Annotated in this window: 21 protein-coding genes; 9 read left to right on the top strand and 12 right to left on the bottom strand. The window is 67.8% G+C overall.

Annotated features, from left to right (window positions below; all coding sequences use genetic code 11):
• Window positions 1–12: 12 nt before the first annotated feature.
• The 6 genes from ABZV58_RS22635 to rpmB form a co-directional block, all read right to left on the bottom strand.
• Window positions 13–1,005 carry an AvrD family protein gene (locus ABZV58_RS22635; RefSeq protein WP_355002116.1) on the bottom strand — a complete coding sequence of 331 codons (993 nt, stop codon included), beginning with the start codon at window positions 1,003–1,005 and terminating at the stop codon, window positions 13–15.
• 38 nt (window positions 1,006–1,043) lie between these two features.
• Entirely contained in the window at window positions 1,044–2,039 is a 996-nt protein-coding gene (locus ABZV58_RS22630; protein WP_355002115.1) for a beta-ketoacyl-ACP synthase 3, read from the bottom strand.
• Window positions 2,040–2,463: 424 nt separating this feature from the next.
• A complete protein-coding gene (gene rpsR, locus ABZV58_RS22625; protein WP_011211513.1) occupies window positions 2,464–2,718 on the bottom strand; it encodes a 30S ribosomal protein S18 in 255 nt (84 codons plus the stop codon).
• 32 nt (window positions 2,719–2,750) lie between these two features.
• Window positions 2,751–3,056: a 30S ribosomal protein S14 gene (gene rpsN, locus ABZV58_RS22620; protein WP_355002114.1), complete on the bottom strand. Its 306-nt coding sequence runs from the start codon at window positions 3,054–3,056 to the stop codon at window positions 2,751–2,753.
• A 1-nt stretch (window position 3,057) separates the two neighbouring features.
• Complete coding sequence (gene rpmG, locus ABZV58_RS22615; protein WP_355002113.1) at window positions 3,058–3,228, bottom strand: 50S ribosomal protein L33; 171 nt, start codon at window positions 3,226–3,228, stop codon at window positions 3,058–3,060.
• An 8-nt stretch (window positions 3,229–3,236) separates the two neighbouring features.
• Window positions 3,237–3,473 carry a 50S ribosomal protein L28 gene (gene rpmB / locus ABZV58_RS22610; RefSeq protein WP_141808756.1) on the bottom strand — a complete coding sequence of 79 codons (237 nt, stop codon included), beginning with the start codon at window positions 3,471–3,473 and terminating at the stop codon, window positions 3,237–3,239.
• Between the two features lie 118 nt (window positions 3,474–3,591).
• Between rpmB and ABZV58_RS22605 the strand changes: the two genes are divergently transcribed.
• Genes ABZV58_RS22605 through rpmF form a run of 3 tightly spaced genes read left to right on the top strand, consistent with a single transcriptional unit; the run spans window position 3,592 to window position 5,358 of the window.
• Complete coding sequence (locus ABZV58_RS22605) at window positions 3,592–4,920, top strand: GTP-binding protein (RefSeq protein ID WP_355002112.1); 1,329 nt, start codon at window positions 3,592–3,594, stop codon at window positions 4,918–4,920.
• Complete coding sequence (locus ABZV58_RS22600) at window positions 4,917–5,183, top strand: type B 50S ribosomal protein L31 (RefSeq protein WP_355002111.1); 267 nt, start codon at window positions 4,917–4,919, stop codon at window positions 5,181–5,183. Before ABZV58_RS22605 ends, ABZV58_RS22600 begins: the two co-directional genes overlap by 4 nt.
• A 1-nt stretch (window position 5,184) precedes the next feature.
• The gene (gene rpmF / locus ABZV58_RS22595) at window positions 5,185–5,358 is read left to right on the top strand and encodes a 50S ribosomal protein L32 (protein WP_141808758.1); all 174 of its coding nucleotides are present in this window, start codon (window positions 5,185–5,187) and stop codon (window positions 5,356–5,358) included.
• A gap of 474 nt (window positions 5,359–5,832) precedes the next feature.
• Here the strand turns inward: rpmF and ABZV58_RS22590 are convergent, their stop codons facing one another.
• From ABZV58_RS22590 to ABZV58_RS22565, 6 genes are read right to left on the bottom strand one after another with little or no spacing between them, the layout of a single operon-like run.
• Window positions 5,833–6,852, bottom strand: coding sequence for a glycoside hydrolase domain-containing protein (locus tag ABZV58_RS22590; protein ID WP_355002110.1), 1,020 nt, complete (start codon window positions 6,850–6,852; stop codon window positions 5,833–5,835).
• Between the two features lie 41 nt (window positions 6,853–6,893).
• Window positions 6,894–7,661, bottom strand: coding sequence for an MHYT domain-containing protein (locus tag ABZV58_RS22585; RefSeq protein ID WP_355002109.1), 768 nt, complete (start codon window positions 7,659–7,661; stop codon window positions 6,894–6,896).
• A gap of 11 nt (window positions 7,662–7,672) precedes the next feature.
• Entirely contained in the window at window positions 7,673–8,257 is a 585-nt protein-coding gene (locus ABZV58_RS22580) for an ATP/GTP-binding protein (protein WP_067784299.1), read from the bottom strand.
• A 25-nt stretch (window positions 8,258–8,282) separates the two neighbouring features.
• Window positions 8,283–8,657 (bottom strand): DUF742 domain-containing protein, encoded by a 375-nt coding sequence (locus ABZV58_RS22575; RefSeq protein WP_253812816.1) that lies wholly within the window; start codon window positions 8,655–8,657, stop codon window positions 8,283–8,285.
• An 8-nt stretch (window positions 8,658–8,665) separates the two neighbouring features.
• Window positions 8,666–9,076 carry a roadblock/LC7 domain-containing protein gene (locus ABZV58_RS22570; protein ID WP_067784303.1) on the bottom strand — a complete coding sequence of 137 codons (411 nt, stop codon included), beginning with the start codon at window positions 9,074–9,076 and terminating at the stop codon, window positions 8,666–8,668.
• A complete protein-coding gene (locus ABZV58_RS22565; protein WP_355002108.1) occupies window positions 9,073–11,709 on the bottom strand; it encodes an ATP-binding protein in 2,637 nt (878 codons plus the stop codon). Before ABZV58_RS22565 ends, ABZV58_RS22570 begins: the two co-directional genes overlap by 4 nt.
• A 356-nt stretch (window positions 11,710–12,065) precedes the next feature.
• Here ABZV58_RS22565 and ABZV58_RS22560 point away from each other — a divergent pair, with 356 nt between their 5' ends.
• The 6 genes from ABZV58_RS22560 (at window position 12,066) to ABZV58_RS22535 (ending at window position 18,465) form a co-directional block, all read left to right on the top strand.
• The gene (locus tag ABZV58_RS22560; protein ID WP_067784307.1) at window positions 12,066–12,752 is read left to right on the top strand and encodes a response regulator transcription factor; all 687 of its coding nucleotides are present in this window, start codon (window positions 12,066–12,068) and stop codon (window positions 12,750–12,752) included.
• 11 nt (window positions 12,753–12,763) lie between these two features.
• Window positions 12,764–14,230 (top strand): HAMP domain-containing sensor histidine kinase, encoded by a 1,467-nt coding sequence (locus ABZV58_RS22555; protein ID WP_355002107.1) that lies wholly within the window; start codon window positions 12,764–12,766, stop codon window positions 14,228–14,230.
• A 72-nt stretch (window positions 14,231–14,302) separates the two neighbouring features.
• On the top strand, window positions 14,303–15,712 hold the full coding sequence (locus ABZV58_RS22550) for a trypsin-like peptidase domain-containing protein (RefSeq protein ID WP_355002106.1): 1,410 nt from the start codon (window positions 14,303–14,305) through the stop codon (window positions 15,710–15,712).
• Between the two features lie 71 nt (window positions 15,713–15,783).
• Window positions 15,784–16,278 (top strand): MogA/MoaB family molybdenum cofactor biosynthesis protein, encoded by a 495-nt coding sequence (locus ABZV58_RS22545; RefSeq protein WP_067784792.1) that lies wholly within the window; start codon window positions 15,784–15,786, stop codon window positions 16,276–16,278.
• 696 nt (window positions 16,279–16,974) lie between these two features.
• Complete coding sequence (locus ABZV58_RS22540; RefSeq protein ID WP_355002105.1) at window positions 16,975–17,649, top strand: MspA family porin; 675 nt, start codon at window positions 16,975–16,977, stop codon at window positions 17,647–17,649.
• 138 nt (window positions 17,650–17,787) lie between these two features.
• A complete protein-coding gene (locus tag ABZV58_RS22535) occupies window positions 17,788–18,465 on the top strand; it encodes an MspA family porin (RefSeq protein ID WP_355002104.1) in 678 nt (225 codons plus the stop codon).
• The last annotated feature ends 479 nt before the right edge of the window (window positions 18,466–18,944 follow it).

Below are 18,944 nucleotides of genomic sequence, written 5' to 3'. Positions count from 1 at the left end.
TGCCCGGCATTCTCAGTCGGGCAGTTGGTGGGCGAGCAGGCAGAACCCGGTGACGCCCTGGAACTCCTTGATCAGCAGATCCGCGCTGCGCCAGCGCTGGCCGCCGCGGTCGATGGTCGAGGTGCGCCGGATCTCCACCGTGCCGTCGAACGGTTCGTTCGAGGGGCGGCGCGGCCCCTCGGTGACGAACTCGAGTTTGCGCATCCACAGGGTGTTGCTGTTGCGCCGGTCCAGTCCGTCCATTTCGTAGAGCAGGATCTGGGAGAGCTGCGCCGCGCCGACGATGGCGTCGATCGGCGAGACCGAATCCCAGTAGGCCGATTCCGCGCCGACGTAGCCGCCCTCGACACCGGTGGTGACCCGCTGCCTGCTGTTGATGCGGGTGGCGGTCTCGTCCACGATCAGGTCCGCGGCGGTCAGCGTGTGGTCCTTGACGCCGTTGAGGTAGTAGTGCGGCGCCGGGCCGTAGATGTCGCTGAGCTGCGCGATGTGATCGGTTCCCGGCACGTCCAGCGCGCCCGAACCGACGGGGTGCACCATGGTCAGCGTGCCGGTCAGGTTGCCGACGCGGAACTTGAACGCGGTCTCGATCTCGTCGGCGTCCTCCGCGGCGGTGGTGGTGGTGATCTCGGCCTCGACCGGGATGTTGTCGAGATCCTCGTGTGGTGCGGCGCCCGCCCGCACGGCCGCTTGGCGCACCCACATGCGGGACGACTCGGCCGGGCCGAGGTCCCGGGAGTGGGTGATCGAGGCGTCGCACAGGGAGGCGGCGAGCATGATCGTGTCGACGCTGCTGACGTGCGGCACCAGCTCGCGGTGCTTCTTGGTCGACCAGGCGGCCGGGTAGCTCAGCCGCGCCACACCGGTGTGCTTGGCGCCGAGCTGGGTGGAGCGGCGGATCTGCAGGTCGGCCAGCTCGGGGCTGACCTTTTTGTAACCTTCACCGAAGTATCGATCGGACCGGGGTCCGAGGGGTTCGTCGTAGCTGGAAAAAGAAACGGTCATGGCAGAGCAACTTTCGAAGAGCGATCGAGCAATTCGGTTCAGGCAACCTGGGGCAGGTCGAAAACCTGTCCCGCATACGACAGACCGGCGCCGAAAGAAACTTGCAGTGCAAGTTGTCCCGGCTTTGCGCGGCCCGAAGACACCAGGTCGTCGATCGCCAGCGGCAGGGCGGCGGCGGAAGTGTTTCCGGCCCGCCGGATGTCGTCTGCGATCACTACCGATTCGTCCTGCCAGCCGAGTTTGCGAGCAACCCCGTCGATGATTCGCAAATTCGCCTGATGCGGGATGAATACCTCTACGTCGGCGAGGGTGATACCGCCGGCATGCGCGATTTCGGATACTATTCTGGGCACCTCGCCGGTCGCCCAGCGAAATACTTCGGTCCCCTCCATGTGCAGAGTCGGAGGTGCCGTCGTGGTCGGCGCGCAGCGCAATTCCTCCCAGGTGGGTTCCTGGCGGATCAGATTGGCTCGGGTGCCGTCGCTACCCCATACGGTGCGCCTGATGTGGCCGGATTCCGTGCGGCCGACCAGTGCGGCGCCGGCGCCGTCGCCGAAGATCGGTCCCACCGAACGGTCGTCACGATCGATGACGTTGTTGAACTTTTCCGACCCGATGACGAGAATGTTGTCGGCTTGACCTGCGTTGATGAGCGCGGCGGCTTGTCCGATGCCGTGCGCGTAGCCGGAGCAGCCCGCGGAAATGTCGAAGGCCGCCGGTCCCGCGCAGCCGAGTTCGGCGGCGACGATGGCGGCGGCGGCCGGAGTGTTGTTGAGATGGGTCGACGTCGCGAGCATGAGGACATCGATTTGTCGAGCGGACATTTCGGCGGCGTCGAGCGCTCTTCGCGCGGCCGTCGCGGCCATCGAAATTACTGTCTCGTGATTTCCGGCGTATCTACGTTCGGTAATTCCGGTCCGCGTGGTTATCCACTCTTCGTCGACACCCAATTCGGGGGCGAGGTCGGAATTGGAAACAATTCGATCGGGCCGGTATGATCCGATCATCAAAACTCCGGCTTGTAAAGCCGTCATACTTCCCACCCCCGAAAGGTGAATGCATCAATTCTGTATGCATCAATGTATCACCCGGCCGGAATTCGGGAATTAGATCACATTGCTATAACGCCTGTATAACGGCATGTTGTGACGAAGGTCACGTTTTTTCATAGACTGTTGACATCGCTCGACTACTGGTCGGTCACAAAGCGCTTCGATATTGATCGCCAGCTATTAACTACCGATTAGTAATCGAGTGATTTGCACCTGCGGAAATAGGTTCAGGTGCAATGTATGCCGAGTTCGGACCGGTTGAAACGGCCTGCTCGATCGATAGCTGTGGATTGTCCATCGAAGGGGGTCGGGTGTGTCTCGAGCTAGGTGACCGGATACGACAACGGCGGGGGTTCGGGTGTGTCACACACCCGAACCCCCGCCGTCGAGAGCGGAAGGGCTCGCGCTACCGGCTGGTGAACGGCAGCAGGGCCATCTCGCGGGCGTTCTTCACCGCGACGGCGACCTGACGTTGCTGCTGCGGGGTGAGCCCGGTAACGCGCCTGCTGCGAATCTTGCCGCGATCGGAGATGAACGTGCGCAGCAGGTTCACATCCTTGTAGTCCACCGTCTCGATCCCCGCGGCGATCAGCGGGTTCTTCTTGGGGCGGCGGGCCTGTTCCGCGCGGACCTTCTTCGACGGTGCTCGCTTGACTGCCATATCAGGGGTTCCTTCTACGGGATCGGTGGTTCTTACCAGCTCGATTTGTGCACACCGGGCAGCTCTCCCCGGTGGGCCATCTCGCGCACACGCACACGGGAGAGACCGAACTTCCGGAGGTGACCCCGCGGACGTCCGTCCGCGGCGTCCCGGTTGCGCAATCGTACCGGACTGGCATCTCGCGGCAGGCGCTGCAGGGCGGCCTGCGCGGCGGCCCGGTCGGCGTCCGACGTGGCCGGCTTGCGGACGAGTTCCTTCAGTTCGGCGCGGCGGGCCGCGTAGCGGGCGACGACGGCCTTGCGCTGCTCGTTGCGCGCGATCTTCGACTTCTTCGCCACGTCAGCGCTCCTCGCGGAAGTCGACGTGCTTGCGCACCACCGGGTCGTACTTCTTCTGCACCAGGCGGTCCGGGTCGTTGCGCCGGTTCTTGCGGGTGACGTAGGTGTAGCCGGTGCCCGCGGTGGACTTCAGCTTGACGATCGGGCGGATGTCGGTGGACTTCGATGCCATGAGAGCTCCTAGATCTTCTCGCCGCGAGCGCGGATGCGAGCGACGACTGCCTCGATACCGTCCCGATCGATGGTCTTGATGCCCTTGGCGGAGACGTTCAGCGTGACGCGGCGGTCCTCGCTGGGCAGGTAGTAGGTCTTGCGCTGGATGTTGGGGTTCCAACGGCGGCTGGTCCGCTTGTGCGAGTGCGACACGGACTTGCCGAACCCCGGCTTGCGGCCGGTGACCTGGCAGTGGGCCGACATGTGGGCTCCCTCCATTCGGGGGTAAGTAGAGCGAGATGACAATCATTTTCGACAACGGCTGTTCGACACTGTACCGTTGCCCTCCGGTAAATGAAAATCGTTATCGAAAGGGGTTCTGGTGGTTGTGCCTGATCCCGCCCTGCTCCCGCCCGAGCCCGATCGCCGGACGCCGGTCGTGCTGGTCGCCGGTCTGCCCGGACGCGCGGCAGCGGGCGTCGACCGTGTCGCCGACGCGCTGCTCGGCGGCGATGGCACCGTCGTCGTGCGCCACGAGCTGAGCGAGCTGCGCGAGGGCGTCGTGCGCCGCACGGTGCGCACCGAGACGGACGCCAAGACCGCCGTGCTCGAGCTGGCGCACGGCTGCGTCTCCTGTACGTTGCGGGCCGGCCTGCTTCCGCTGCTGTGCACGTTGGCCGCGCGGGAATCGGTGCGGCGCATTGTCCTCGCGCTCGATCCGGCCTTCGAGGCCGAGGCCGTGTGCCAGGCCATCGGTGATGTCGTGGTCACCGGAGTCGTCGGCCGGGTGGACGGCCCCGCCGGGCGCGACGTGCGCGTCGAGGCGGTGCTGACCTGCCTGGACAACCAGGAGTGGCTGAACGACGCCACCGGCGACGAGACGCTCGCCGAGCGCGGGCTCGCGGCCGCGGACGACGACCGCACCGTCGCGCAGGTCGCCGTCGGCCAAGTCGATTTCGCCGACGCGGTGCTGGCCATCGGCCCCGCGCTCGACGCCGTGGAGCAGGGCAGGCTCGGCGCGGTGCTGACCCGCCTGGTGCCGGACGCGCCTGTCGCCTGGATCGACGACCTGGACGCCGTCGCCGCCACCGACATCGAAGCCGTGCTCGCCCGGATTCCGGCGCAGTCGCGGCGCGGCCGGATCTTCGACGCGCACGCACCGCTGCTGCGCGGGCAGCCGCCACTGGTCGCCGAGCACGGCGTGAGCCTGATCGAGTTCGCCGCGAGCAGGCCCTTCCATCCCGGCAGGTTGCACGACGCGCTCGACGTGCTCTTCGAAGGTGTGGTCACCGCGCGCGGCAGGCTCTGGCTGGCCACCCAGCCCGACGAGGTGGTGTGGCTGGAGTCGGCGGGTGGCGGGCTGCGCGTCGGCGGCGCGGGGCGCTGGCTCGCCGCGATGAGCGAAGACGAACTGGCACAGGCGGATCCGACTCGGCGGGCGCTCGCCGCGCTGCGCTGGGACGACCGCTTCGGTGATCGGGACGTCTCACTGGTGATCCTCGCGCACGACGCCGATCCCGGCGAGATTCGCCGGGCCCTGCACTGGGCGCTGGTCGAGGACGACGAACTGCGACTGGTCGAGCGCGCGCCCGAGCGGGTCGCGCTGTGGGACGACCCGTTCGGCGACTGGCACGCCGACCCGTGCGAGGACGCGGGCGAGCTGGTCGACGAGGTCGCGGAACCGAAAAGTCGGAGAGGAGAAGGAAAGTGAAGACAGGTATCCACCCGGACTACCACCCGGTGGTGGTCGAGGACTCGAGCACCGGCAAGCGGTTCCTCACCAGGTCCACCGCCACCAGCGCGCGGACCGTCGAGTGGGAAGACGGCAACACGTATCCGCTGCTGGTGGTCGACGTGACCGCCGACTCGCACCCGTTCTGGACCGGCGCGCACCGCGTGCTGGACACCCAGGGCCGGGTCGAGAAGTTCGAGCGCAAGTACGGCAGGCGCGTGCGCGCCGGACAGGAGGCCTGAGATGGCGGTGCCCAAGCGGAGGATGTCGCGGTCCAATACGCGCAGCCGTCGCGCCCAGTGGAAGGCGGCCCCGCCCGCGCTGGTGCCGGTGACCGTCGGGGGAGTGGTGCATCAGGTGCCGCGCCGCCTGGTGCAGGCTGTGCGCCGCGGACTGATCGACCTGGACCGCCTCTGATCCAGCTCCGGTCGAACGCGTAGGGCCCGGCGGATCCACCGCCGGGCCCTACGCGTTGTCGTGCCGCAGAGTGGAAGTCAGCCCTGCTTGCCGGCCAGGTCGGCCGCAACCCGCCCCATGGCCGCCAGTGTGCCGAACGCGCCAGGCGGATTGGTGCCCATAGGCTGCGGTGGCGGACCGGACGGTTCGTTGCGATCGTGATACTGCGGCAACTGATCAGCTACCCGATGTGCTCTGCGTCACATGCAGCTATTCCTGAATTATCGCGTGCGGCAAAGTAACTGGACGATGAAATGCATACCCAAAGTTTGTTTTTAGCGGCCTTAAAAGTCTCCGTGCAGTGATGATTTCGTGCTCACGCGCCGGTACCCTCATCCGAGAGGGCGGGTTCTTCCGGTTTCTCGGAAGAACCCGCTCATCGCCAAACTTCGGCATTCTCCCGTAAAGCACTCTCGCGAAAGCTGTTTCGCGCGCTTACGGCTTCCCGTTTCGCGATTCGGATTCCGCCTCCGAATGTCCCGGCAATCCGGGCAAATCCGGCAGCAGGGACTCCAATCGCGCGAGCTGAGCGCCGATCAACTCCGCGGGCCCCTCGATCAAGGAGAGCGGCCACGGCCAGCGGTGCCCCTCCAGCTGCCGCACCTGCTCGACCAGATCGGCGGTGGTGGCCTCCAGTTCGCTGATCTCCGTGCGCAGTTCGCCGATCTGGGCGCGCAGTGCCTCGGTGTCGCCCTCCAGCGCGTCGATGCGACGCAATGCCGCGGCCAACCCGTCCACCAGCGTCAGGTGCCGTCCCTCGGCGTCCGTGCCCAGCTGCGGCCACCCCGCGAGACCGGGGCCGCGCAACTGGGTTTGGATGTCGCGCAGCACCGCATCCTGCTCCGGCGTCATGTCCGGCTCCTCCTGTCCGAAATCCCACTGGCCGAAATCCGCTGTCTCGGCCACGTTCACGTCGCAGAGCACGCCGTTGACCCGGATCTGGCGCAGCGTCTGATGAATGTTGCGGCGGGTCTCCACATTGCCGCCCGACCACGCGTCGGTCTGCCACGCCCAGGCCGCGCTGCCCGCGTCCAGCGCCCGGCTCACCGACCAATACCCGCCGTAGATACCGACATTCGCGTCGCCGAGCACGGTGGCCGCGCCGTCCAGGTACGCGTTGATCGGCACCTGGTCTTGTGGAGTGGCGTCGAAATCCGCCGAGAAGTAGATGGGCCGGTCGGGGCGACCGCCGCAGCGCAGTACCTGCGCGAGACCGGCGCGCGCGTCGACGATGCCCGCGTTGTAGCCGTCCAGCATGCGGGCGGCGGTGGTCTCCCAGTTGGAGACGATGGAGATGCCGTGCGCCCGAAGGTCGTCGGCCTCCGCCGGTGTGAGCAGCTTGCCGGGCAGACTCGGACCGCCGGGCGTCAGATACCGCACCACGAAATCGAAACCCGCCGCCCGGATAGCGGCGCCGCCCGGCCGTCCACCGGCGTAGTCCAGGCCGAACCGCATGTCTCCCACTGTAAGACGTGGACGGTGCGGTTCGCCGGGGTTCAGCGCGTGAACTCTGGCCGCCGCGCCGGTGCGGGCGGCGTCGACGGTGTGCGTCGATCGGGAGCGACGAGAACCGCGGTGATCGGCACGGCCAGCGAGAGCATGCCGATGACGAACATCGGCACCAGGAAGGAGAACAGGTCTTCACCGGTCGGGAGCGCCGCGCGCGGATTGATCCGCAACTCCAGTCCGGCCATCCGCAGGTAGTGCATGCCGACGACGGCGCATCCGAACAGCGCCGAGGCGCCGACGACGGCGATCGTCGGCCACGAGCGCAGCACGAACCACAGTGTGCCGAGCGAGATCACGACGCCGAGCAGGCCGGAGACGATCACCTGCCACAGTCCGTACTCGATGTCGCCGCGCACCTGCACGGCGCTCATCCCCAAGGCGAGCATCAGGCTCAGTCCGGTGCCCATCAGCACGCCCGCGGCGAGCAGGCGGGACAGCTGCAGCGTCCGCCCGAGCACCATCAGTCCACCGAAGACCGAAAGCACCGCGAGCACCGCCGCTCCCGTGAGCCGGGCGACGTCGTAGCGGATCAGCGCGTCGCCCGAGGGCGTGACGCCGAGCATCGTGACGAAAACCGCCAGCCAGGTGCCGATTCCGCCGATGGAGACCGCCGCCGAGGCCAGCCAGACCAGCCGGAACTTGGACGTCACCGATTTGGTCGACTGGCGGATGCAGATCAGACCGATCAGCGCGCCCGCCATCGCCACCAGGATCGACAGTCCTAGGACCCAATAACCCATGGAGAAGTAGGACAAGACAGCGACCCTCACACCTGTCCGACGGGCTGCTCGTGCTGCTGCGCCGCGAGCCGCTGGATCGCGTATTCCGTGACAGCGGCCAGGGATTGGCGCACTTCCATCGCGTTGCGCGCGTCGATGTCGACGATCGGCACCCCCGACCGCACCGATAGCGCCTCACGCAGTTCGGCCACCGGGAACCGCGGTGCGTCCGGAAAACGGTTGACCGCCACCAGGAACGGCAGTCCGCGTGCCTCGAAGAAGTCGACGGCGGCGAAGCTGTCCTCGATGCGGCGGGTGTCCACCAGCACCACCGCGCCGATCGCGCCGCGGATCAGGTCGTCCCACATGAACCAGAACCGGCGCTGGCCCGGCGTGCCGAACAGGTACAGCGTCAGGTTCCCCGGCAGCACGATGCGGCCGAAATCCATGGCGACCGTTGTGGTCTCCTTGCCCGGCGTCGCGGCCAGGTCGTCGATGCCGTCGGAGAAGCCGGTCACCATGGCTTCGGTGCGCAGCGGGACGATTTCCGACACCGCGCCGACGAAGGTGGTCTTGCCCGCGCCGAAACCCCCTGCGACAACGATTTTCGTCGACGCGGTGCGATTGTCCATGGATGCCGAGCCGTACGGCTGGGAGTTATAGGGCGCGGAGTCCACGCAAAGTCCTCTCCATCAGGGTCCGGCGCTCGTCGTAGCTCGCCTGGTCGCTCAGGGTCGAATGCACGCGCAGCGTCCCGGCGACGACGAGATCGCCGATCACGACTCGGACCAGTCCGAGCGGCCGTTGTAGCTGAGCCGATATCTCAGCGACCGACAGACGTGCGGTGCCCAGCCGCACGATATCGGTCCGGATATCGCCGACCGGCCATTCGAAATGTGCAGTGTAGGAGATGGTCTCGATGACCGCCTCCAGGGGAAGGTCGACCGCGGGTTCGGTACGCCCCGAGGTCAGGGCGTAGGGACGAACGCGGGTGGGTGGTATGCCCGGCCCCCCGCCGGTTGGGTTGGACATCGCACGCTCTACACGGCCGTCCGGGCGGTGGCTTGGACCACCGAACCGACACGATCGACGAGCAGCGCCATCTCATAACCGATCCGGCCGATGTCGTGCGTCTTGTTGGCGAGCACCGCCAGATGCGAGCCGTTGCCGACCGTCATCACCAGCAGGTAGCCGCGCTGCATGTCGACGATCGACTGCATCACCTTGCCGCCGTTGAACAACTGGGCGGCGCCGCTGGACAGGCTCGCCAGGCCCGCGGTGACCGCCGCGAGCTGCTCGGCGCGATCGGCGGGCAGGTGCGGGCTGGTCGCCTGCAGCAGGCCGTCGGCCGACACCAGCACCGCGTGGGTGACACCCGGCACGTCCCGAGTGAAACGGGTGACCAGCCAGTTCAGATTCTCGTCTGTGGTGTTGCCTGGTTTGTCGGTCATGCAAGCCCTCCGTCGTTGTACTGGGCGTCGGCCCGCCCGCTGCGGACCCCGCTGAGATGCCTGGTCAAGCTGTTGCGGATCTCATCAGGATTCCGCGTGTTGGATTCGTTGGCCGGCGCCAAACCGCCGGGGACCAGCTGCGCGCCCGGCTGCCGAATGGGCAGGCCGCCGGAGGTGCGGCCGGAGGTGGTCGGGTTGCTCGCCTCCGCGGCGGCGGCCCAGCCGACGTCGGCGGGGGACGACCAAGCGCCGCCTTCGTTCTCGGATCCGGCGGAGGCGGGTTCGACCAGCCACTCCGAGACCATGCGCTGGTAGATCGGCGTCGGGGATTCCGGGTTCACCGGACGCAGCCCGGTGACCGTGGCCTGGGCGGCGTTCGCGACGGCCGCGGGCTCGGGCACCTCGTAGACGGCGGTCTCGGCCCACACGTCGACCTGCGCGGGCTCGGCGGGCTCGCCCGCCGGCGCGGGCAGCGCGAGCGACTCCACCGGTCGCGGCGCGCCGTTCTCGTTGCGCGTCCGGATCGGCAGCGGGCCGCCGCGGCCGGGATCGGTGGTCTCGGCATCGATCACCGACGGGCGGCGGTCGGCCGGGGTGGCGACCCGGATCGCCGGACGCCGCTGCGGCAGGCCGGTGCTGCTCATCTCGAACGAGGAAGTGTGCTCGGGCAGCGCCAGACTCGGCACCGGGACCAGCATGCGCGGCGGCGCGGCCGTGGGTTCGGGCGCGCTTTCCAGCGGCTGCGGCGCGGTGAGCTGCGGCGCTTTGTCGCTGATCGGCACCGGCGAGACCAGGGTGCCGGGCAGGTGCACGCTCGCGGTGATGCCTGGCTGCTGCGCCATCGCCGAGGTCCGGCGCAGGTTGACCGTGATGTTGTGCCGCTTGGCGAGTCGGCCGACCACGAAAAGACCCATGCGGCGAGCGGTTTCGACGGTGACCTCACCACCGGAGGCGAGGTGCTCGTTGACCGTCTGCAGGTCCTCGGCGGACATGCCGAGACCGCGGTCGATGATCTCGATCAGGTAGCCGCCGTCCACTGCGCGGGCCACCGAGACCGCCACCGGGGTGGTGGGCGGCGAGTAGCGCAGCGCGTTGTCGATGAGCTCGGCGAGCAGGTGCTCGACGTCGACGGCGGGCTCACCGGGCACGATGCCGTCGGGCGCGCTGCCGATCTCGACGCGCTGGTAGTCCTCGACCTGGGAGACCGCGCTCCACAGCATGTCCGAGAGCGGAACGGGCGGCAGGTGGCCGCGGCGCAGCGCGGTGCCCGCGAGCACCAGCAGGTTGTCGCCGTTACGGCGCATGCGGGTGGCGAGGTGGTCGAGGCGGAACAGGCTCTGCAGGCGCTCGGAGTCGTCCTCGTCGTGCTCGAGTTCCTCGATCAGCGTCAGCTGCTGCTCGACGAGCGACTGGCTGCGGCGCGAAAGGGTCTCGAACATGCTGCCGATCTGCAGGCGCAGACGGGCCTGCTCGGCGGCGAGGTGGAGCGCGGCGTTGTGGATGTCGTCGACGGCGCGGGCCAGCTGGCCGATCTCCTCGGTGGTGTGCACGTCGACTCGGGTCGGCTCCGGTGTCGCGTTGCCGGAACGCACGACCTCGAGCTCGTTGGGCAGGTCGACGTGCGCGACCTGGAGCGCGCCGTGGCGCAGGCGGCGAATCGGGACGACGAGCGAGCGGGCGACCGCGAGCGCGAGGGCCAGACCGGCGAGCAGCGTCGCGACCACGATCGCGATATCGCGCAACACGATGCCGCGGACTTCGGCGGTCCGGTCGGCCAGTCGCGCGTCGATGGTGTCGACCAGGTTCAGCGTCGTCTGGTCGTAGGCGGTGGCACTGGTGCGCAGCGAGTCGATGACCGGCTGGCTGCCCGCTGGGTCGCCGAGGTTCTGGCTGAAGGCGCCGAGGCGGACGTTCACCGCGTCGATCAGCACGCTGGCGTTGAGCGCCGAAGACGGTTGCAGCTGGGCGAACTGGCTCAGCAACACCAGCTCACCACCCGCGGTGATCAAGACCGTCGGGCGCACTGCCGGGTTGCGGTCCGCGCCCGGCGAACCGATCAGCAGGTACTGCTGGGTGTGCAGCCTGCGCGCGTTGGTGGTCACACCGAGCTGCAGGAAGTAGCGCTGGATGGTGATCTCCTCCAGCGAGGTCGAGCGCGCGATCGCGTTACCGATGCGGGCGGCGACCTCGTCGGCCTGCTGGCCGATCGCCACCGGCGAACTGTTGCGCAGGCCGTTGCGCATCGCGCGGCCCGCGGTCAGCGCCGCGTCGAGTTCGTTGGAGACTTCCGTCGGCGCTCCCGTCGAGCGCAGCGCCGTCTGGAGATCGGCGGCCGCCTGATCGAACCGGCCCGCGATGCGGTCCAGGTCGGCGTCGGACGTCTGGTTCTCCCAGGTCGTCGCCGTCGTGACGGCGAGTTGTTCGGTGGCCGAGGCGAAACCGAGCATCGGCCGGATGATCCTGGCCTGGTCGGTCGCCGCGTCGAGGTCGCCGATCGTGTTCAACTCGTCGTTGATTCGCAATACCGCGAACGTCGAGGCGAGCACCACCGGCAGCAGTAGCACGATCCCGACCTTGCGGGTGACGGACCAGTTCGACAGCCTGAATTGCCGGGAACGCGGTGCTGCATCCATCCGCTTCCGTCGCCTCCACTCCGCGCGGGTTCCCCGGATGGCTAGTGGCTGTTTCACATAAGTATGGGACCAACCCGCTGAGAACCAACTCGAGGTCTTGTTTTTACCGCTGGGAACATACCGTGCTGAGTGGGTAACGGCAATCTGGGGGACTCGGCGCGATAATTCTCTAATATGGCTACGCAGAACAAGTTTCGGTCCCATTGCGAGACTCGCAACGACCGAAATCCGCGCACGCCGGTGAAAGCCCCAGGTCATCGGTGGTGCTCCGCTGCGTCACCCGACCGGCCCCCGTTCGCGGCGTGTCGGGCATGGCCTCTCAGTCGACTCTCAGTCGGTGCGGTCAAACTGGTGGCATGCGCATTCTGGTAGTCGACGACGATCGCGCCGTCCGTGAATCGCTGCGTCGGTCGCTGACCTTCAACGGCTACTCGGTCGATCTCGCGGTGGATGGTGTGGACGCCTTGGAGAAAGCGACCGTCCAACGGCCGGACGCACTCGTACTGGACGTGATGATGCCGAGATTGGACGGGCTCGAAGTTTGCCGACGGCTGCGCAGCACCGGTGATGATCTTCCGATTCTGGTTTTGACGGCGCGCGATTCGGTTTCCGAAAGGGTTGCCGGACTGGATGCCGGAGCCGACGATTATCTGCCGAAACCATTCGCGCTCGAGGAATTGCTGGCCCGGTTGCGCGCTCTGCTGCGCCGCCGCGCGCCCGAACAGGGCGATACCTCCGAGGCGATGCTGTTCGCCGATCTGTCGCTGGACCCGGTGACCCGCGAGGTCTCCCGCGGCTCCCGCTCGATTAGCCTGACCCGCACCGAGTTCTCGCTGCTGGAAATGCTGATGGCCAACCCGCGTCGGGTGCTCACCCGCAGCCGGATCCTGGAAGAGGTGTGGGGCTACGATTTCCCGACCTCCGGCAACGCGCTCGAGGTCTACATCGGCTACCTGCGCCGCAAGACCGAGGCCGAGGGCGAACCGCGGCTCATCCACACCGTGCGCGGCGTCGGTTACGTCCTGCGCGAAACCCCACCCTAGGCCGCGCGACAATGGCACGAAGCGTTCCACGGCGACCCGTCATCGCGACCCTCGGCCAGCCCGACTCGACCGAGATGCGGCCGCCGATGCCGCTGACCCGCTCGGTGTCGCTGCGCTGGCGGGTCACCCTGCTCGCCGCGTCGGTGGTGGCCATCGCGGTCGCCTTCACCTCCATCGCCGCCTACGCGATGGTGGCGCGGGCCCTCTACGCCGACGTCGACTCGCAGTTGCGGGCGCGCGCGTCGACGATGATCGACAACAACTTCGAGAGCATGGGCTTTCAGTCGATCATCCTGGCGGGTCTGTTCTCCAACGACGTCGGCGTCGCGCTGATCTTCGCCGACCACAAGCCCTATATGCCGCCGCAGCAGACGATTCCGCCGGTGGGCGAGCAGGAGTTCGCCGTCGCCGACGGCAAGCTGAACTCCTCGCTGCGCACGGTGAGCAATCAGCGCGTGCTCGCGGTGCGCACGAACTCCGGTGCGACGCTGGTCATCTCGCAGCGGCTGGAGCCGACCCGCGAGGTGCTCGACCGGCTGGCCTGGCTGTTGTTCGTGGTCGGCGGCTGCGGCGTCGTGCTCGCCGCCGCCGCGGGCACCGCGGTGGGCCGCACGGGCCTGAGACCCATCGCCAGGCTGACGGCCGCGACCGAGCGCGTCGCGCGCACCGACGACCTCACGCCCATCCCGGTCACCGGCGACGACGAATTGGCCCGGCTCACCGACAGTTTCAACACGATGCTGCGGGCGCTCGCCGAATCACGCGATCGCCAGCGGCGTCTGGTCGCCGACGCCGGGCACGAGCTGCGCACGCCGCTGACCTCGTTGCGCACCAACATGGAGCTGCTCATCGCCTCGAGCAGGCCGGGCGCGCCCGCCATTCCCGAGGAGGACATGGCCGAGCTGCGCCAGGACGTGATGGCCCAGATCGAAGAGCTGTCCACCCTCGTCGGCGACCTGGTCGACCTGGCGCGCGAGGACGCGCCGGAGACCGTCTACGACCGGATCGATCTCGGCGAGGTGACCGAACGGGCGCTGGAGCGCGCGAGGCGTCGCCGCGGCGCCATCGAGTTCGTCGCCGAACTGCGGCCGTGGTTCGTCTACGGCCACGAGGCGGGTCTGGAGCGGGCCGTGCTGAACGTGCTCGACAACGCCGCCAAGTGGAGTCCGGCGGGCGCCCAGGTACTGGTCACCATGCGCGAGGCCGGACGGGGTCTGCTGGAACTCGCGGTGGACGACGCGGGCCCGGGCATCCCCTCGGACGAACGGGAGCTGGTGTTCGAGCGGTTCTACCGGACCACCGCGTCCCGCTCGATGCCCGGCTCGGGGCTCGGACTGGCCATCGTCAAGCAGGTGGTGACCAAGCACGGCGGCACGATAACGATCGATACGTCCGACCGCGGCGGCGCGCTGATCCGTATCGTGTTACCTGGTGAGGGTGACGGTCCCGCGTCGACTCAGCAGATCTCGGAGAACTGAAAGCACGGTCTCAGTCGGCTCTAAGCCGTCGTCGGCACGCTGGTCGGCAGACGTGAGGAGAAGCGAGAAGCCATGACGGAGGATTTCCAGAACCGAAACGTGGAACCGGGAAAGGCGGACGCCTCCGGTCCCCGGCCGACCGAGCAGTTCCCGGTCGCGGGCCATGCCGAGCAGTTCCCGGCCGCCGGCCATGCCGAGCACGCGGCATGGGCAGCGCCCGGCGCGGCGCACCATCAGCCGCAGCAGCACTATCAGACGCAACCGTTCCCCGAACCGGGTCCGGGATTCGGCGCTCCCGGCGGGCCGCCGCCCGCGTACACCGTGCCCGGCGCGGCCTTCGGCGCACAGCCCCCGCAGCCCCCCAAGCGCTCGTTCAGTGCTGGTCTTGTCGCGGGCGCGGTGGCATTGGCGCTCTTCAGCGGCGGCGTCGGCGGTGCGGTCGGTGCGCTGGCCACCCGGTCCGACGACGGCAGAGCCTCGGTGACCAACGCGCTCGACGCCCCGAAGCCCAATGTCGGAAACGCGTCCAACGCCCCGGCGGGTTCGACCCAGGCGGTGGCGCAGAAGGTGCTGCCGAGCGTCGTGATGATCAAAGTGGCGAGCAACCGCGCGCAAGGCGAGGGTTCCGGCGTCGTGCTCTCCTCCGACGGCCTGATCCTGACCAACAATCACGTGGCCGCTGGCGGTGGCGCCGGCGCGAAGATGGAGGTCATGTTCTCCGACGGGAGCAGCGCGCCCGCCACGCTGGTCGGCGCCGACCCGGTCTCGGACCTGGCGGTCATCAAGGTGCAGGGCAAAAGCGGCCTGTCTCCGATCGAACTGGGCAGCTCGTCGAATCTGCAGGTGGGCCAGCCGGTGATCGCCATCGGCTCGCCGCTTGGCTTGGCGGGCACCGTCACCACCGGCATCGTGTCCGCGCTGAACCGTCCGGTGTCGACCAGCGGCGAGGGCGGCCAGAACCCGAACGCCCCGCAGCCGGTGATCGATGCGATCCAGACCGACGCCGCCATCAATCCGGGCAACTCGGGCGGCGCGCTGGTCGACGCGAGCGGCAAGCTGATCGGCATCAACACCGCCATCGCCAGCCTCGGTGTCGGCGAGCTCGGCGGCCAGCAGAGCGGTTCGATCGGTCTCGGCTTCGCCATCCCCGTGGACCAGGCCCGCAGGGTCGCCGACGAGCTGATCAAGAACGGCCACGCCACCTACGCCCAGATCGGCATCAAGCTGCGGCCGCAGGACAGCGTCGCGCTGGTGCTGGAGGCCACCCCGGACGGCCCCGCGGCCAAGGCTGGCATTCCGGCGGGCGCCGTCATCACCAAGCTGGACGATCGGCCCATCGATTCCGGCGAAGCGCTCATCGCCGCCGTCCGCTCACACCAACCGGGAGACAAGGTGAAAGTCACCTATACCGACGAACAAGGCAACAACCCCAAGACCGTCGAGGTCACCCTCACCGGCGCACCCGCGGACGGTGGCCGGTGAGGCGGCTCGGTGACGCGGAATTGTCCAGCGCCGCCGCCGGGTTGCTCGGCACAGGCGCTACGGTGAGCACCATGGAAATCGATGCTCCTGTGGCGGGGCGTGCACTGGTGGTGGTCGTCGACGATCGAACGGCGCATGGAGGTGTGGACTCGCTCGGGCCGCTGGTCACCGAGCTGCTCACCGAGGCGGGTTTCCTCGTGGACGCGTCGGTGTCGGTGCAGGCCGACGAGGTGGAGATCCGCAACGCGCTGAACACGGCGGTGATCGGCGGCGTCGACCTGGTCATCTCGGTCGGCGGCACGGGGATGTCGCCGCGTGACGTGACCCCCGAGGCGACTTCGCAGGTGCTGGACCGGGAACTGCCCGGGATCAGCGAGGCGCTGCGCTCCTCCGGCCGAGTCGCGGGCTCCCTGGACGCGGGTCTCTCGCGCGGTCTGGCGGGCATTTCGGGCAGCACCCTGGTCGTGAACCTGCCGGGCACCCGTTCCGCCATCCGCGACGGTATGGCAACCCTCTCGCCGCTCGCCAGCAAAGTGATCGGCGAACTGTCCGGATTGGCCGAATAATTCCGGCCGCCGACTCTTCCGACGTCCCTCGCTCCGCCGCGCGCCGGGCGAGGGACGCCGCGCGTCTGGCGCGGATCTTCGGTGACACCCTGCCGGACACCACCCGCGACGAACGCGGTGACGACCCGGACGATCGCCGCTCCGGCGACGACTGGTTGCGCTCCCAGGTGCCTCCGCACCACGGTTGAGCTAATTCCTACTATTTAAGTACGTACTTTCGGGCGATATGGGTCCGTTACCTCCTCACCGTTTTCTATAACGCGCTGTGATCTGCGCCATCGATTACGGCCTTGTCTCGTACACAGCCGATGGCCTCGTTGCGACTCGAGCCGATCGTTTCCGCGAATGCGCGGGATTCCCGCCTGCATTTATGCACGTCAAGCGATATTGGCATGTGGGCACCTGTGATCTACATCACATTGATCTTTACAATTCTTTACGTTGCCAGGCAGTTACCGACGGTTTAATCTTCGCCACGGGCCACCCAAACGAAGGTCCCCGCGGGTCCGGATACGGCACGTACGTCGTCGATCCGGCGGAACAAGGCTCGGTTCCGTTGCCAGTGAGGGCGTTGCGCCGAAATAACAGCCGGTTACATACCGGCAACAAAGGGGCGACAAACTGAGCTGGGCCTGAGAGGACCACTGTCCAGCCTCGATGGTCGAGGTTGACTGTTTGAACCTGATGAGGGGAAGTATGAGCGAGAACCGCACCAACGGTCTGCGTCGCGGTGCCCGCGTCGCGGGCGTCGGCGCCGCCGCGGCCGTTGCCATGGGCCTGCTGTCGACCGGTGCTGCCAATGCCGACACCTTCGTGCCGTTGCCGGACGGTCAGAAGGTCGGTCATGGCGTGACGATCACCCGCACGGGTGAGCGCGCCCTGATTTCGCCGTCCCTTGCCGCCAACGGCGCCGGTCGCGTCGTCTGGGTCTCGGGCAACGCCACCGCCGATGTGACCGTCACCCCCGAGGGTGAAGTCGGCCCGAACAACGGCCCCGCCGGCGGCCCGGGCAGCAACAACTCCTCGACGCACGGCGCGTCCCAGCTGAGCACTGGCTACATCGTCGGCTGCCAGGTCAGCATCGCGGACGACGCCATCTCCGCCGGTCTGTCCGGTGGCATCGACCTGTCGGGCGGTTCGCTGGGCGGTTCGATCGGAATCAACCTCGGCCCGGGCGAAGTGAAGTTCGTGCAGATCGACTACAAGGACATCCTGAAGCCGGGTGTGTACTCGGTCGAGTACCAGGACGCCGAGATCGAGATCCAGGGCTGCGCCGGCTACGCCCAGGCGCGCGCCTACACCGTGGTCGAGATCATCGGTGACCACTACTCGAAGACCACCCTCTACGGAGCGCCGTTCAGCATCGGCTGACGTCTGTCGAGTCCCCAGTGGCGTGCGCGGGCCGGAAGCGGTCGCCCGTAGTGACCGCGACGTGCCAGGGGCCGCCGTCGATCGAACACGAAAAATCTTCTCGCTCAAGCGAATTCAACCCTCGAGGGGTACAACGAAATGATCAACCGTAAGAACGTGGCGCGGATGGCCGGTGTCGGTGCCGCCGCCACCATCGCCATGGGCCTGTTCTCCACCGGCGCCGCCAACGCCGATACCTTCGTTCCGCTGCCGGGCGGCGAGATCGTCAAGCACCTGTCCGACGGCACCGTGGTGACCGTCCGCCTGGTCGGCGAGTCCGCTCTCATCAGCCCGTCCATGGGTTCCACCCCGGTGCACCGCAACGCGTGGGTCTCCGGCTCCGCTCAGGTCGAGCTGTCCGGCACCGGTTCGGAAGCCGGCGGCAAGATCTTCCCGGGCTACACCGTCGGCTGCCAGGTGAACATCGCGGGCGGCGGCGCCGAGGGCGGCGTCGACGCCGGCGCCGACTGGTCCGGTGAGACGGTGCAGCCGAAGCTCGGCGCGAGCAGCGGCGGCAACCTGTCGCTCGGCCCCGGCCAGGCGACCTCGTTCTACATCCTCGACATCGAGGAGGCCGACGACTTCGGCAACGAGGCGCACAAGAAGCGCAACAAGTTCAAGGGCAGCAACGGCTCGGTCACCTGGGCCGACTCCACCATCGGCCTGTCGGGCTGCGGTGGCTACGCGCAGGCCCGCGCCTTCGTCAGCGTGGAGGTCGAGACCGACAACGTCGTCACCTGGGTGACGCTGTGGGGTCAGCCCTTCAGCCTCGGCTGATGCACCCTCCGCCGCGGCCACGTGTTGGTCGTCGGCGGAATTCGTCCGGCTGCGCCGATCTCTCGAGTACGCCTGACGTCTCGAACGAACGGGCCCGTCGTTTCGGCGACGGGCCCGTTGTCGTCCCTGTGGGCGGCCTCCGAGGCCGAACATGATCATCGGTGGAACGCCGAGTGACATGCTGGTTAACGCCGGGTGTTCGCTCGCGTTAGGCTGGATCTGTCGTTCGGAGGGGACAAACCGGACGGCCGGCGGAAGCGGGCTTCCCGGGGCCGCAGCTCCGGAGCCCGCTTCCCGTTCGTTTCGGCGCGCGCCGCCCGCGCTCATGCGGCCCTCTGCTAGCGGGTCGCGGATCTGCGCCAGAATCGCGGTATCGCAGTATCTCTTCCCTGTGGCCGCCGAAACGCTTTCATCTTCGCGGCGGCCAGTTCCAGCATGGAATTCAGCGCCGTTTCGGTAATAGCGAAACTCCATGGGTG

Source organism: Nocardia sp. NPDC004654, assembly GCF_040609595.1.
Classification (GTDB): domain Bacteria; phylum Actinomycetota; class Actinomycetes; order Mycobacteriales; family Mycobacteriaceae; genus Nocardia.
The sequence above is the reverse complement of the archived record's forward strand: the minus strand, read 5'-3'. Positions and strand labels throughout refer to the sequence as shown.

Excerpts from the sequence above, each read along its gene's own strand:
- ABZV58_RS22575 (WP_253812816.1), bottom strand. The coding sequence starts at position 8,657 with ATGTCCAACCCAACCGGCGGGGGGCCGGGCATACCACCCACCCGCGTT.
- ABZV58_RS22550 (WP_355002106.1), top strand. The coding sequence starts at position 14,303 with ATGACGGAGGATTTCCAGAACCGAAACGTGGAACCGGGAAAGGCGGAC.
- ABZV58_RS22570 (WP_067784303.1), bottom strand. The coding sequence starts at position 9,076 with ATGACCGACAAACCAGGCAACACCACAGACGAGAATCTGAACTGGCTG.
- rpmB (WP_141808756.1), bottom strand. The coding sequence starts at position 3,473 with ATGTCGGCCCACTGCCAGGTCACCGGCCGCAAGCCGGGGTTCGGCAAG.
- ABZV58_RS22565 (WP_355002108.1), bottom strand. The coding sequence starts at position 11,709 with ATGGATGCAGCACCGCGTTCCCGGCAATTCAGGCTGTCGAACTGGTCC.
- ABZV58_RS22545 (WP_067784792.1), top strand. The coding sequence starts at position 15,784 with ATGGAAATCGATGCTCCTGTGGCGGGGCGTGCACTGGTGGTGGTCGTC.
- ABZV58_RS22555 (WP_355002107.1), top strand. The coding sequence starts at position 12,764 with ATGGCACGAAGCGTTCCACGGCGACCCGTCATCGCGACCCTCGGCCAG.
- ABZV58_RS22635 (WP_355002116.1), bottom strand. The coding sequence starts at position 1,005 with ATGACCGTTTCTTTTTCCAGCTACGACGAACCCCTCGGACCCCGGTCC.
- rpmF (WP_141808758.1), top strand. The coding sequence starts at position 5,185 with ATGGCGGTGCCCAAGCGGAGGATGTCGCGGTCCAATACGCGCAGCCGT.
- ABZV58_RS22535 (WP_355002104.1), top strand. The coding sequence starts at position 17,788 with ATGATCAACCGTAAGAACGTGGCGCGGATGGCCGGTGTCGGTGCCGCC.
- ABZV58_RS22540 (WP_355002105.1), top strand. The coding sequence starts at position 16,975 with ATGAGCGAGAACCGCACCAACGGTCTGCGTCGCGGTGCCCGCGTCGCG.
- ABZV58_RS22580 (WP_067784299.1), bottom strand. The coding sequence starts at position 8,257 with ATGGACAATCGCACCGCGTCGACGAAAATCGTTGTCGCAGGGGGTTTC.
- ABZV58_RS22590 (WP_355002110.1), bottom strand. The coding sequence starts at position 6,852 with ATGCGGTTCGGCCTGGACTACGCCGGTGGACGGCCGGGCGGCGCCGCT.
- rpsR (WP_011211513.1), bottom strand. The coding sequence starts at position 2,718 with ATGGCAGTCAAGCGAGCACCGTCGAAGAAGGTCCGCGCGGAACAGGCC.
- rpmG (WP_355002113.1), bottom strand. The coding sequence starts at position 3,228 with ATGGCATCGAAGTCCACCGACATCCGCCCGATCGTCAAGCTGAAGTCC.
- ABZV58_RS22630 (WP_355002115.1), bottom strand. The coding sequence starts at position 2,039 with ATGACGGCTTTACAAGCCGGAGTTTTGATGATCGGATCATACCGGCCC.
- ABZV58_RS22560 (WP_067784307.1), top strand. The coding sequence starts at position 12,066 with ATGCGCATTCTGGTAGTCGACGACGATCGCGCCGTCCGTGAATCGCTG.